Source organism: Zavarzinia sp. (assembly GCF_049306435.1).
In the GTDB taxonomy this organism is placed as follows: Bacteria; Pseudomonadota; Alphaproteobacteria; order Zavarziniales; family Zavarziniaceae; genus Zavarzinia.
The window spans coordinates 17,663-31,212 of sequence record NZ_JBAQRT010000211.1 but is presented as its reverse complement, the minus strand read 5'-3'; the positions used below and the strand labels follow the sequence as shown (position 1 = coordinate 31,212).

Below are 13,550 nucleotides of genomic sequence, written 5' to 3'. Positions count from 1 at the left end.
GGCTGGCCGCGGCCGGGGCGGGGTGCCCGGGCTCGACCATCCGCTTGCGCTTGTGTTCGACGACAACCGGCTTCGACCGGCCATGCGAGAAGCTCTGGCGCACCTGTCCGGCGGCTTCGACCGCCGGCTTCTTCATCTGAAGGGTACGCGAGCCGCCGAGGCTCAGCTTCTTGTCGTCGTTATCCTTGACGTCACTCATCGATCATTCCGCCTGCGCCCCAGCCCGGGGCAATTCCGGCCCGTTGGCCGCTACCAATAAACGAAACCCGGCGAGACGTCGTGCCTCGCCAAGGAACTGCTCTGCCAGCCGGCCGGGTTTGAAGGCTGCATGTATGGCATTTTCCCGGCCCATTGCCAAACTCAATTCGGCGCTGGTCAGTATCTCGGAATGCATGGCAGCGGCCGAAATCGACCGCAGCTTGCGTTTTCCGTCGGCGGCGCCATCACTGGCGCCGAGAAGAAGGCCGAAGGGGGCCTTCCTTGATTGGGATTCGATCTTGTCGTAACCGGCCGTCACCTCGCCGGCACGCCGGGCAAGGCCGAGGATATCCATGCAGCGCCGGGCGAGCATGGTCTCGATCCGGTCGGCGAGGCCGTCCGGGATGGTCAGGGGACCCTGGTGGCCGGCGCGCGCCGCCGCCTTGACGAAGAGCTTCTTCGCGATGGCCTTATCGACGGCGTCGCGGCGGGCGCAGGTCCAGAAACCGCGCCCCGGCAGGACGGCCTTGAGGTCGGGGACCAGCGTGCCGTCGGGGCCGACGACATAACGGATCATGGCTTCGCGTTCGAGGGTTTCCCCCGTCGCGATGCATCGTCTGATGGGACCAGGCCCGTCGTCGGTAGCGCCAAGGGCTACCGACGGCGCGGGCGCATCACTCGATGGCGTCAGAGGAGGTGCTTGCATCACCCTCCTCCTCGTCCGCGAACCAATGGGCTCGGGCGGCCATCACCATTTCGGTGGCCGTGTCCTCGTCGAGGCCGTAGTCCTTCAGGACACCGTCCTTCGTGTTGATCAACTCGTCGGTCGACAGATCGGCGAGATCGTCCAGCGTCTTCACCCCGGCCTGGCCGAGGGCGACCAGCATGGCCGGCGTGACATGGGGCAGGGCGGCGATGGCGTCCTCAACGCCCATCTGCTTGCGCTCTTCCTCGAAGCGGGCGTCGCGTTCGGCGATCTTCTCGCGGGCGCGTTCCTGCAGGGCGGCGGCGATTTCCTCGTCGAAGCCCTGGATGCCCGACAACTCGTCCTCGGCGACATAGGCGACTTCCTCGATCGAGGTGAAGCCTTCGGCGGCGAGCAACTGGGCGATCGTCTCCTCGACGTCGAGATCGCGCACGAACATCTCGGACTTGTTGCGGAATTCTTCCTGGCGGCGGGTCGATTCCTCGGCCTCGGTCAGGATGTCGATGTCCCAGCCGGTGAGCTGCGAGGCGAGGCGGACGTTCTGGCCGCGGCGCCCGATGGCGAGCGACAGCTGATCGTCCGGCACCACGACCTCGATGCGGCGGCTTTCCTCGTCGAGCACGACCTTGGCGACTTCCGCCGGGGCAAGAGCATTGACGATGAAGGTGGCCGGATCGGGCGACCACTGGATGATGTCGATCTTCTCGCCCTGCAGCTCGCCGACGACGGCCTGGACGCGGCTGCCGCGCATACCGACGCAGGCGCCCACGGGGTCGATCGAACTGTCGCGCGAGACGACGGCGATCTTGGCGCGGCTGCTCGGATCGCGGGCGACCGACTTGATCTCGATGATGTTGTCGTAGACTTCCGGCACTTCCTGGGCGAAGAGCTTCGCCATGAACTGCGGATGGGTGCGGCTGAGGAAGATCTGCGGCCCGCGGGCCTCGCGCCGGACGTCATAGACATAGGCGCGACAGCGGTCGCCATTGTGGAAAGTCTCGCGCGGCAGGCTCTCGTCGCGGCGCATGATCGCCTCGGCGCGGCCCAGGTCGACGATGACATTGCCGTATTCGACGCGCTTCACGAGGCCGTTCACGACCTCGCCGATGCGGTCCTTGAATTCCTGGTACTGACGCTCGCGCTCGGCGTCGCGCACCTTCTGCACGATCACCTGCTTGGCGGTCTGGGCGGCGATGCGGCCGAATTCGAGCGGCGGCAGCGATTCCGACAGGAAGTCGCCGACCTGGGCCGCCGGATTGCGGGCAAGCGCGTCGTCGAGGCCGATCTGGGTGGCGTCGCTCTCGACATGCTCGACGACCTCGAGCAGGCGATAGAGGCGCATCTCGCCCGACTTCGGATCGATCTCGGCGCGGATCTCGTTCTCGCTGCCGTAACGCGAACGGGCGGCCTTCTGGATCGCCTCTTCCATGGCTTCCAGAACGACGAATTTGTCGATCGACTTCTCGCGGGCGACCGCGTCCGCGATCTGCAGAAGTTCGAGCCGGTTCGCACTGACAGCGGCCATCTTCATCACCTCAAGCGGTCTTTTCGCCGGCAGGCTCTTCGGCCGCGGCGTCGTCTTCGATAAGCTCTTCGTCACCGGCGACGGCGGCGACCTTCGCCACCTCGTCGGCCCCCGGCGGCAGCAGCGTGCCCTTCAGGCTGGCGGCGATCAGATCGTCGGTCAGCACCAGACGGGCATCGCCGATCAGCGGGAAGGGCAGGCGCCAGGTCTGCCCGTCGACGGTGATCAGCACGTCCTCGCCCTCGATCCCGACGAGGCGGCCCCGGTAGCGCTTGCGCCCCTCGACCGGCATCACCGTCTCGACCTTGGCTTCATAGCCGGCGAAACGGCGGTAATCGTCCAGCCGCATCAGCGGCCGGTCGATCCCGGGCGACGAGACCTCGAGGACATATTCGCTGGAAATCGGATCCTCGACGTCGAGGATGGCGGAAACCGCGCGGCTGACGTCGGCGCAATCCTCGACCGACATGGTGCCGTCGGGGCGCTCGGCCATGATCTGCAGCACGGGACGCTTGGCTCCGCCGAAGCGCACGCGCACGAGAATGAAGCCCATCGCGAGAAGCGACGGCTCGATCATGGCGGCGATGCGGCTGGTGAGTTCCATTCCTGTCCTCTAAACGACGAAGCGGGCCGTCTGGCCCGCTTCGATCTCATCCCGAGGGTACCATCGGGCTATGTGAGCTGTGATGTACAGCGTGGGGCCGAGACTTTCAAGTCTTTCGTCACAGGACGTTCGGAATGGCGTCAGCCGCCGACGCGGCGGAAGCGCAGGTAGGCGGGCTTGCGGCCGGCGGCGATCGCCTTCGCCTCGTAGCGGGTCGGCGGCCAGTCCTCGGTCCGCGCGCGCCAGTCGGCGGGGCCTTCGGCCAGCCATTCGAAGCCATGGTGCAGGCCGACCTGGGCCAGGGTCCACTCGATGTAACCCATGATATCGCTGGCGACGCGGAATTCGCCGCCCGGCTTCAGCGCCCGCGCGAGGAGGTCCAGGGTTTCCTGCTGCACGAAGCGGCGCTTGTGGTGCCGGCTCTTCGGCCAGGGATCGGGGAACAGCAGGAAGGCGCGCGACAGGCTGGCCTCGGGCAGGGCGGCCAGCAACAGGCGGGCGTCATCGGCCAGCACCCGGACATTGTCGAGGCGCCGCTCCTCGACATGGCGCAGCAGGCTGGCCATGCCGTTGACGAAGGGCTCGGCACCGATGATGCCGATATCCGGGTGGGCTTCCGCCTGGGCGGCCAGATGTTCGCCGCCGCCGAAGCCGATCTCGAACCAGACGTCGGCCACGGCGCGCGGAAACAGGCCGCGCGGATCGAGGATCTCGCCCGGGGGCGGCAGGGGCACCGCCAGCCGGGTCAGGCCGGTATCGAGGATATCGGCCTGGCGCGCCCGCAGCTTGTGGCCGCTGCGCCGCCCGAAAACCTTCCGGCGAAGCGCCGGGGTCTCGACCGGCGCTTCGTCGCCCTCGGTCATGATCAGGCGCCGATCGCCGTCTTCAGGGCGTCGACCAGATCCAGCTTCTCCCACGAGAAGCCGCCGTCGGCATCCGGCTCGCGGCCGAAATGGCCGTAGGACGAGGTGCGGGCGTAGATCGGCTTGTTCAACTGCAGATGGGTGCGGATACCGCGCGGCGACAGGTCCATGACCTGCTGGATCGCCCTGGCGAGACGGTCTTCGTCCACGGTGCCGGTGCCATGCAGATCGACATAGAGGGCGAGCGGCTTGGACACGCCGATGGCATAGGCGACCTGCAGCGTGCAGCGCTCGGCGAGGCCGGCGGCGACGACATTCTTGGCGACATAGCGCGCGGCATAGGCGGCGGAACGGTCGACCTTGGTCGGGTCCTTGCCCGAGAAGGCACCGCCGCCGTGCGGGGCGGCGCCGCCGTAAGTGTCGACGATGATCTTGCGGCCGGTCAGGCCGGCGTCGCCATCCGGGCCGCCGATGACGAACTTGCCCGTCGGGTTCACGTAGAATTCCGCCTCGGGGCACATCCAGCCTTCAGGCAGGACCGAGAGCACATGGGGGCGGACGATCTCGCGCACCTGCTCCTGGCTCAGCGCCTCGTCGTGCTGGGTCGAGACGACGACCGAGGTCGCGCGCACCGGCTTGCCGTTCTCGTAAGCGAGGGTGACCTGGCTCTTGGCGTCGGGGCCAAGGCCCGACTTCGGGTCGGCGTGGCGCAGGTCGGCCAGATTCTTCAGGATGCGATGGGAGTAGACGATCGGCGCCGGCATCAGCACGTCGGTCTCGCGGCAGGCGTAGCCGAACATGATGCCCTGGTCGCCCGCGCCTTCGTCCTTGTTGCCGGCGGCATCGACGCCGACGGCGATATCGGCCGACTGGCCGTGCACGCGGCAGACGACTTCGGCGTTACGCCAGTGGAAGCCTTCCTGCTCGTAACCGATCTCGCGGATCGCCTGACGGGCGCTTTCGATCATCGCGTCGTGGGAGACCGGCGTCGCGCTGCGCACTTCACCGGCGAGGACGACGAAATTGGTGGTCGCCAGGGTTTCGACCGCGACACGGGCCTGCGGATCGACGGAAAGGAAAGTGTCGACGATCGTGTCCGAGATGCGATCGCAAACCTTGTCCGGATGGCCTTCGGAAACAGACTCAGACGTGAAGAGATAATTCGAGCGCGCCACAATCGACTCCCAGTAACGGCGTGTCCGGTCGAAAGACATTCCGGCCCTGACGAATGGGTGTTTTTGGCAGGACGTGCGCTGCCGGTCAAGCGGTCGCGGATGTCCTCGCCGTTTCCGCCAGGGTGCGGATGAGGTCGATCACCTTGCGGCGCAGCTTGGGATCGTCGATTTCGTAATAGGCCTTCAGGAGGTCGATCGATTCCTTACGGCTGAGCTGTTCATGCTCGAAGGCCGCCGCTGGCGGCTCGCCAAGACCGTCATGGGCGGCGGGGCCGCCCTCGTAACCGTCGAAGAAATAGGAAACCGGAACGTCGAGCACTTCGGCGATCCGGTGCAGTTTGGAGGCGGAGACCCGGTTGGCGCCCCGTTCGTATTTCTGTACCTGCTGGAAGGTCAGCGCCAGCGCCTCGCCCAGCTTTTCCTGACTCATGCCGATCAGCTGGCGGCGCAGCTTGACCCGCGCACCGACATACACATCGACGGGATTGGCCATGACGACTCCGAATGAACAGCGGCGCAGACGCAAAATTGCGCCGGGAAGGCATATTCCTGTATGCCGCTGCCAAGAGGGATGGTCAAGCCGTGTTGCGGCGAAGTGAAAAGGCCGATGCAAGGAGAAGTGCGGCAAGCCCGAGGGCGATCGCCGCGCCGAAACGGGCGTAAGGCGTCGCCGCTACGGCGGCGGGAAGTTCGCCGTCGATGATGCCGGCAACCCCCAGCGGCAGCGCCTGCTCGATGCGGCCGTAAGGATCGACAAGGGCGGAAATGCCGGTATTGGCGGCCCGGGCCAGCGGCAGACCCTGTTCGATCGCGCGCAGCCGCGCCTGCGCCAGATGCTGCGGCGGCCCGCTGGAAGTGCCGAACCAGGCGTCGTTGGTCACATTGACCAGCCAGCCGGGACGCTGCCCCAGGGCAAAGGATGCTTCCGGGAAAATCGCTTCATAGCAGATGAGCGGCAGGACCGCGGGCAATCCCGGCAAGCTCAATTCGGCCGGGCCGGGACCGGCGGAAAAATCGACCGCGCCAACCGCCAGCTTGTCGAGGCCGACAAGGCCAAGCACGCCGCGCATCGGCAGATATTCGCCGAAGGGCACCAGATGGTGCTTGTCGTAAGTGCCAAGCACCGTGCCGTCGCCGGCGATGGCATGAAGGCTGTTCCAGGCGCGAAGGCCCGCCGCATCCTCCTCGACCCGGACCGCGCCGATCAGGGCGACGCCATCGGCGGGCACGAGGCCGCCCAGCAACGCGGGCAGTTTCGGATCGATGTCGAGCCGGTAGGGCAGGGCTGTTTCCGGCCAGATCACGACGCGGGGCGGCTGGCCGCTGGCGGTCGGTCGGCGCGACAGGTCGAGGTGGCGGTTCAGATTGTCGATCAGGGCGGCGGCCGAGTGTTTCCGTTGCTGGTCGATATTGCCCTGGACGAGGCGGATGCTGACCGCGGGCGACAGGCGCGGGGCGGGGCCCTCCGGCAGGCGGATGTAACCGAAGGCAAGACAGCCGCCGAGGATGGCGAGGCCGAGGCCGAGGGCCGGAAGCCGTCCCGTCGCCGAGGGGCGGAGCAGAAGCGCGGGCAGGCCGGTGATCAGGGCGGTCGCGCCGCCGAGGCCAAGGCTGCCGGCGAGCGCGGCGCCCTGCGCCATCACCGGCGTCTCGGTCCAGATCGCCGCCAGCGGGTTCCACGGAAAACCGGTCAGGACATGGCCCCGGGCATATTCGCCCAGGATCCAGCAGCCGGCGAGGGCCAGCACCAGCGCCGGCCCCCGTCGCCCGATCAGATAGGCGAGGGCGACGGCCGCGGCCGGGAACAGGGCGAAGACCAAGGGCAGGCCGAGATCGGTGAAGGGCAGCAGCCAGGCGAAACGCTCCGGATCGACCAGAAGGGCGATGCCGATCCAGTAGAGTCCGGCGACGAAATGGCCATAGGCCCACCACCAGCCGGCGAAGAAGGCCCGGCGCGGGCTGCCCGCTCCCTCGATGAGGAGGACGAGGACCGGAAAGCCGATGAACAGCGCCGGCCAGATCCCGAGCGGCGGCATCGCCAGGGTGGAGATCGCGCCGGCCAGGGCGGCGACAAGGGCGCGCCGCCAGCCGGACAGGCCGGCGATGCTCTCGGCGAGGCGATGCATGATGGCGATCAGTCCTCGACCGTGTCGGGCGCGATGTGGCGATAGATGCGCAGGCGGCGCACGGTACGGGGATCGGCGTCGACGACCTCGAAATCGAGACCCTGGCCGAGGGCGATGCGCTCGCCCGCCTCGGGCACGCGGCCGGCGAGGGAGACCAGAAGTCCGCCGATCGTGTCGATTTCCTCCTCGAGATCGTCGGGCACCAGATGCTGGCCGAGGGCGGCCTCGACATCCTCGATGGTGGCGCGGGCATCGGCATCGAGCACGCCGTCGGCCCCGACGGTGAACAGCGGGCCTTCGTGTTCGTCGTGCTCGTCCTCGATGTCGCCGACGATTTCCTCGACCAGATCCTCGATGGTCACGAGACCGTCGGTGCCGCCATATTCGTCGATGACGATGGCGAGATGCGAACGCTCGGCCTGAATGCGGGCCAGCACTTCGCGCAAGGACAGCGACGGCGGCACGAAGAGCACGCGGCGCAGGATGGTGGCGAGACTGAAGGGCTCGCGCCCGGCCCAGAAGCGCAGCACGTCGCGGACGTGAACCATGCCGACGACATCGTCGAGCGATTCGCCATAGACGACGAGGCGGGAATGGCCGCTTTCGAGGAAAGTCTCGATCAGCTTGTCTAGGCTGATGTTTTCCGGCACCGCGTAGATGTCGGCGCGCGGCACCATGACGTCGTCGACGGACATTTCGCCGAATTCGAGCAGGTTGCGGATCATCTCCCGCTCGCCTTCGTCGGGCGTGTGGTGGGCCGCTTCCTCGTGTTCGTCGATGATGTCCTCGAGGCTGGCGCGCAGGGACTGTTCCGGCTTGCCGCGGGCGAGGCCGCGCAGCCAGGACATGAAACCGGCGCTATCGCGCGGAGATCGACTGCTGCTATCGGTCATGGCCGGGCCTCGCCATAGGGATCGGCGATACCCAGGCCGGCAAGAACGGCGGTCTCCATGGCTTCCATTTCTTCGGCTTCCGCGTCGTCCTCGTGATCGAAGCCGAGCAAATGCAGGACTCCGTGAACGACGAGGTGACGGGCGTGGTCGGCGAGTGACTTGCCCTGGTCGACGGCTTCCCGCCGGCAGGTCTCGAGGGCCAGGATCACATCGCCCAGGGGACGCGGGGCATCGGGCGGCAGCAGGGCGGCCATCGCCCCTTCGAGCCCGGGAAAGGACAGGACGTTGGTGGGCTTGTCCTTGCCGCGCCAGTCACGGTTCAGGACACGGACTTCCGCGTCATCGCTCAGGGTGATGGCGATTTCGACAGGACCGGTCGCGCCGGACAATACGGCGCAGCGCGCGGCGCCGGCGGCGAACGCAGCCTTCGCGGCCGGGGGCAACAGACGGCGCAGATCAGGAAGCGCGGACGTCCAGTCCCGGCACGCCGTCCGCAGGCTGACCCTGGGACGCGGACGGGACCGCTGTTGGCTGGGGTCCGGCGGGGGGCTGGCCTTCGCTGATCGGCGTCGGCTCCGCTGGGCGGGGGCGTGATGGCTCGCCCTGGGCGGTGTTGGCGTCGTCATGGCGGCGTTCCGGGGTCGGCTCCTTCTTCGCAGGCAGGGGAGGATATTCGATGCGGGTATGATAGACGCCGAGGGTCAGGACCCGGACGAAGGCGGCCTCGACCGTGGCGAGATCCTTCATGGTCAGGGCGCAATCGTCCAGCTGGTGATCGGCGATCTTCTCGGAAATGACCTTGGCGACCCGCTCGCGCACGTCGGCGGGCTTGGGGTCCTTCAGGGCGCGGGTCGCCGCCTCGACCGTATCGGCCAGCATCAGGATGCCGGATTCCTTGGTCCTGGGGCGGGGGCCGGGATAGCGGAATTCGGCCTCGTTCACCGCTTCGCCGCTCGCCTTGGCGCGATCGAGCGCCCGCTGATAGAAGACGCGCAGCAGCGTGGTGCCCTGATGCTGGGTCACGGCGTCGAGGACGGGACGGCCCAGCCGGTGCTTGCGGGCGATGTCGATGCCATCCTTGATATGGGCGAAGATGATGCGGGCGGACAATTCGGGCGGCAACCTGTCGTGGACATTGCTGCCGCGCTGGTTCTCGGCGAAATAGCTCGGCCGCTCCATCTTGCCCAGATCATGATACAGGGCCATGACACGGGCCTGCAGGCCGTTGGCGCCGATCGCCTCGGCCGCGCTTTCGGCCAGATTGGCCATCATCACCGAATGGTAGTAGGTCCCGGGCGAGCGCAGCGCCAGCTGCTTCAGCAGGGGATTGTCGGCCGACGCCAGCTCGAGGAGACGCATGTCCGTCGTCTCGTCGAACAGCCATTCCAGCAGCGGCAGGCCGGCGGTGGTGAAGGCCGAGATCAGCAGCGTGCCGACCAGCCCCGCGATGGCGGCGCCGACGAAATAGGAAATCTCGTCCGGCGGCACGGTGGTATCGAGCACGACCATGATCGGCACCAGGACGAGCTGGGCGCCGGCGATGGTCAGGCCGACCTTCAGGATGTCGGAACGGCGCCGGCCGCGCCGCGCGGTCATGCCGGCGGCGAGGACCCCGACGAGATAATGCGCCAGCACCCAGATGTCGCCGCCCACGCGGTAAGCCATCAGAAGGGCGAGGCTGACGCCGACGAGAAGGCTGGTCCTCGTGTCGATCACGAGGGCGACGATCACCGTCGCCAGGGCGACCGGCGGCAGGAAGGCGGCGGCATCGGCGGGAACGCCAAGGCCGGCGGCGACACCCCGGCCGGCATACCAGCTGGCGACGCCGACGATCGAGGTGCCGAGGACGACGGCGAGGGTGATGTAGATCTGCTTGCGGCCAAGGAAGGAGGTGGCCCGGCGGACCCGGAAGAAGCTGCCGGCGAGCAGCGTGAGCCCGAGGATGAGAGCGCCGACCGCCAGGGTCTCGCCGATCACCGAGCGCTGGGCGCCGCCCTCGTTCAGGAGGCGCAGGCGATCCTGGGCCGATTTGGTCACCCGGTCGCCCTCGCGGATCACCACTTCGCCGATGGCGAGGCGGACCACCACCGGCTCGGCCGCCGCCACCGCCTTGTCGCGTAAGGACGCGGTCAGGGCCGGATCGGGCGCGAGATTGGGCGCGGTCAGGGCGAGGGCGGTTTCAAGGACGAAAGTGCGGGCGGCCCGCGCCGTGCCATAGGGCGCGTCGCCCGAACGGGCCTGGATCAGGCGGCGGAACTGGGCAAGGTCGAGCACGCCGGCGACCAGCGCCTTGTCCATGCGCTTGCCGTCAGGGTCGGAAACCTGGATCGGTCCTTCCGGCGGCAGGTCGTCGCGATCGGCGATGATCATGCGGTCGATGCCGAGGTTCAGCAGATAGGAAATGGCGGCGGTCAGATCGGCCGGATTGTCGATCTTCTCGATCAGGTCGAAGACGGCCTGCGATACCGGACGGCCGATCGCCTCCTGGAAGGCGGCGCGGCGCTGGGCCGGGGCCAGGGTCATGTCGCGCGCCCGCTCGGCCATGGCTTCGACCGCGGTCGCGACCTGTTTCGACAGGGTCAGGTAGAGGTCGGGCGTATAGGTGAAGACCGGCAGGCTGGACGAGGCGGCGACGGCGCGGCGGGCGTCGGTCGCCGTCTTGTCCTCGACCGCCACGGCGCGTTCGGCCCGGACGGTTTCCGAGGCGATGGAATCGAGCGGCGGTATGGGCCGCACCGACTGGCCGGCCGGCGCGAAAACGAAGGTCAGGGCGATGATCACCGCCGCGAACAGCGGCGAATCCAGCCAGGGCCGCCAGCGCGTCCAGCGATCCTCGGCCAGGGCGCGGATCGCGGTCGCCGACAGCAGGGCGCGGGCGCGCTGCAGATCCGAGGCGTCGCTCTCGGCGGCGGGCGGGACGGCGGTGGCCATCAGCGGCCCGCCTCTTCGCGGAGGCGATAGGCACGGACGATCTTGGTCACCAGCGGATGGCGCACCACGTCGTTTTCATCGAAGCGGCAGAAGCCGATGCCGGGCACGCCTTCCAGGGTCTCGATCGCCTCGGTCAGGCCGGAGCGGACGCCGGGCGGCAGATCGATCTGGCTGGGATCGCCGGTCACCGCCATGCGGCCGTTCTCGCCCAGGCGGGTCAGGAACATCTTCATCTGGCCGGCGGTGGTGTTCTGCGCCTCGTCGAGGATGACGAAGGAATTGGCCAGGGTCCGCCCGCGCATGAAGGCGAGCGGGGCGATCTCGATCTCCCCGGTCTCCAGACGCCGCGCGACCTCGCCCTGGGGCATCATGTCGTAAAGCGCGTCATAGAGCGGGCGCAGGTAAGGATCGACCTTTTCCTTCATGTCGCCGGGCAGGAAGCCCAGCCGCTCCCCGGCCTCGACCGCGGGGCGGGACAGCACCAGCCGGTCGACCCGACGGTCCAGCAGCATGGCGACGGCGACGGCGACCGCCATATAGGTCTTGCCCGTGCCGGCGGGGCCGAGGCCGAAGACGAGTTCGTTGCGGCCGAGGGCATCGAGATAGGCGCCCTGCGCCGCCGAACGGGCGAGGATGGTACGCCGCCCGGTGCGGATGCCGGGAATGGGCGCCGGGCCTTCGGCCTCGCCGCCCGCCGCGGCTTCGGCCAGGCGAATGGCGCCGTCGACATCGCCGGGGCCGATGTCGTGGCCGGCTTCGAGGCGTTTGTAGAGGTCGCGCAGGGCATGGCGCGCCACGGCCGCGGCATGGACGTCGCCGGTGATGGCGATGCGGTTGCCGCGCGACGAGACCGAGACGCCCAGCGCCCGCTCGACCCGCGCCAGATGCACATCGTGCTCCCCGAACAGGCGCGGCAGCAGCCTGTTGTCGGGGAAGTCGAGGACCACGGGACGACGGGACGCGTCGCCGCCGGCCGGATCGTTGCGGGGGGGGGCCATGGCGGGGCGGGGGGCGCGGCTCTTCAGGCTGCCGCCTCGGCCGGATCGGCCGCGAGACGTCCACCCAGCGAATTGGGGTGGGCCGATTCGATGGTCACGTCGAGGATGCGGCCGGACAGGGCCGCCGGCACCTCGGCGTGGACAGCCTGCATATAGGGGCTGCGGCCGATCAGCTGGCCTTCGTGGCGGCCGGGGCGATCGAACAGCACGGGCATGGTGCGGCCGACGCAGGCGTCGTTGAAGCGGCGCTGGCCATCCGCGATCACCGCCTGCAAGCGGGCGAGGCGTTCCGACTTCACGTCCTCGGACAGCGAATCCGCCATCATGCTGGCGGGGGTGCCGGGGCGCGGGCTGTATTTGAAGCTATAGGCCTGGGCGAAGCCGATCTCGGCGGCGAGGTCGAGGGTGGCCTGGAATTCCTTCTCGCTCTCGCCCGGGAAGCCGACGATGAAATCGGACGACAGGGCCAGATCCGGCCGCGCCTGACGCAGGCGCTCCACCAGCCGGCGGTAGTCGTCTGCGGTATGGCGCCGGTTCATGGCCTCGAGAATGCGGTCGGCGCCCGATTGCACCGGCAGGTGCAGGAAGGGCATCAGGGCCGGCAGCGTGCCATGGGCGGCAATCAACTCGTCGTCCATGTCGCGGGGATGCGAGGTCGTGTAGCGGATGCGGGCGATGCCGGGAACCTCGGCCAGGGCATGGGCCAGGCGGCCCAGCGACCAGGGCGCGCCGCCCTCCGGCGCCTCGCCGTGATAGGCGTTCACATTCTGGCCGAGCAGGGTGATTTCCTGCGCGCCGAGACGGGCGAGATGGGCGGCTTCCGCCAGCACCGCCGCCACCGGGCGCGAGGTTTCGGCGCCCCGCGTGTAGGGCACGACGCAGAAGGTGCAGAATTTGTCGCAGCCTTCCTGAATGGTCAGGAAGGCGGCCGTGCCCTCGACCCGGCTCTGCTGCGGCAGATGGTCGAATTTGGACTCGGCGGGGAATTCGGTGTCCAGCGCCTCGCCCTTGCTGCGGTGGGCGCGGGCGATCAGCTCGGGCAGGCGATGATAGGCCTGCGGCCCCACGACGAGGTCGACCGCCGGGGCCCGGCGCATGATTTCCTCGCCCTCGGCCTGGGCGGTGCAGCCGGCGACGGCGATGGTCAGCGGCGCGCCGCCCGCGGCCATCCGCTCGGCGCGCAGGTTGCGCAGCCGGCCGACGTCGGAATAGACCTTCTCGCCGGCCTTTTCGCGGATATGGCAAGTGTTCAGGATGACCAGATCGGCCTCGGCCGCCTCATCCGTGGTGGCATAGCCGAGAGGGGCCAGAAGATCCGCCATCCGACCGCTGTCGTAGACGTTCATCTGGCAACCATAGGTCTTGATACAAAGCTTCTTGGCCACCGAGAGCCCGCTTCCTGCGCAAATCCCGCTGGCGACATGCCGCGGCCTGTTTCTGCCGTCGGCCCTGCCGGCCAAATTCTGTGCGGGGCGTAATCCAACAGCCCTAACCAATAAGAACGCGGGGGCCAAGAGTCAAGATTGCGCCC

General features: G+C 68.3%; 13 protein-coding genes. All 13 read right to left on the bottom strand.

The features are described from left to right. Positions 1-199 (bottom strand): translation initiation factor IF-2 associated domain-containing protein (locus WAZ62_RS12400; RefSeq protein ID WP_422643855.1); only part of this gene is annotated, 199 nt, incomplete at its 3' end. A gap of 3 nt (positions 200-202) precedes the next feature. Next, on the bottom strand, positions 203-904 hold the full coding sequence (locus tag WAZ62_RS12395) for an RNA-binding protein (protein ID WP_422643854.1): 702 nt from the start codon (positions 902-904) through the stop codon (positions 203-205). Beyond that, positions 873-2,429, bottom strand: a complete 1,557-nt coding sequence (nusA, locus tag WAZ62_RS12390) for a transcription termination factor NusA (RefSeq protein WP_422643853.1) — start codon at positions 2,427-2,429, stop codon at positions 873-875. The genes WAZ62_RS12395 and nusA overlap by 32 nt, the downstream gene beginning before the upstream one ends. 10 nt (positions 2,430-2,439) lie before the next feature. After that, positions 2,440-3,033: a ribosome maturation factor RimP gene (gene rimP, locus WAZ62_RS12385; RefSeq protein ID WP_422643852.1), complete on the bottom strand. Its 594-nt coding sequence runs from the start codon at positions 3,031-3,033 to the stop codon at positions 2,440-2,442. A 140-nt stretch (positions 3,034-3,173) separates the two neighbouring features. Then, the gene (trmB, locus tag WAZ62_RS12380; RefSeq protein WP_422643851.1) at positions 3,174-3,896 is read right to left on the bottom strand and encodes a tRNA (guanosine(46)-N7)-methyltransferase TrmB; all 723 of its coding nucleotides are present in this window, start codon (positions 3,894-3,896) and stop codon (positions 3,174-3,176) included. 2 nt (positions 3,897-3,898) lie between these two features. Then, positions 3,899-5,071: a methionine adenosyltransferase gene (metK, locus tag WAZ62_RS12375; protein ID WP_422643850.1), complete on the bottom strand. Its 1,173-nt coding sequence runs from the start codon at positions 5,069-5,071 to the stop codon at positions 3,899-3,901. Positions 5,072-5,156: 85 nt separating this feature from the next. Continuing rightward, positions 5,157-5,564 (bottom strand): helix-turn-helix domain-containing protein, encoded by a 408-nt coding sequence (locus WAZ62_RS12370; RefSeq protein ID WP_422643849.1) that lies wholly within the window; start codon positions 5,562-5,564, stop codon positions 5,157-5,159. Positions 5,565-5,646: 82 nt separating this feature from the next. Then, entirely contained in the window at positions 5,647-7,197 is a 1,551-nt protein-coding gene (gene lnt / locus WAZ62_RS12365) for an apolipoprotein N-acyltransferase (protein ID WP_422643848.1), read from the bottom strand. A gap of 8 nt (positions 7,198-7,205) precedes the next feature. Then, positions 7,206-8,090, bottom strand: coding sequence for a hemolysin family protein (locus tag WAZ62_RS12360; protein WP_422643847.1), 885 nt, complete (start codon positions 8,088-8,090; stop codon positions 7,206-7,208). Beyond that, the gene (gene ybeY, locus WAZ62_RS12355; protein WP_422643856.1) at positions 8,087-8,587 is read right to left on the bottom strand and encodes an rRNA maturation RNase YbeY; all 501 of its coding nucleotides are present in this window, start codon (positions 8,585-8,587) and stop codon (positions 8,087-8,089) included. The genes WAZ62_RS12360 and ybeY overlap by 4 nt, the downstream gene beginning before the upstream one ends. Continuing rightward, positions 8,547-11,021, bottom strand: coding sequence for an HDIG domain-containing metalloprotein (locus tag WAZ62_RS12350; protein ID WP_422643846.1), 2,475 nt, complete (start codon positions 11,019-11,021; stop codon positions 8,547-8,549). Before WAZ62_RS12350 ends, ybeY begins: the two co-directional genes overlap by 41 nt. Further along, a complete protein-coding gene (locus WAZ62_RS12345) occupies positions 11,021-12,019 on the bottom strand; it encodes a PhoH family protein (RefSeq protein ID WP_422643845.1) in 999 nt (332 codons plus the stop codon). The genes WAZ62_RS12350 and WAZ62_RS12345 overlap by 1 nt, the downstream gene beginning before the upstream one ends. A 23-nt stretch (positions 12,020-12,042) precedes the next feature. Next, on the bottom strand, positions 12,043-13,404 hold the full coding sequence (miaB, locus tag WAZ62_RS12340; protein ID WP_422643844.1) for a tRNA (N6-isopentenyl adenosine(37)-C2)-methylthiotransferase MiaB: 1,362 nt from the start codon (positions 13,402-13,404) through the stop codon (positions 12,043-12,045). Positions 13,405-13,550: the final 146 nt, after the last annotated feature.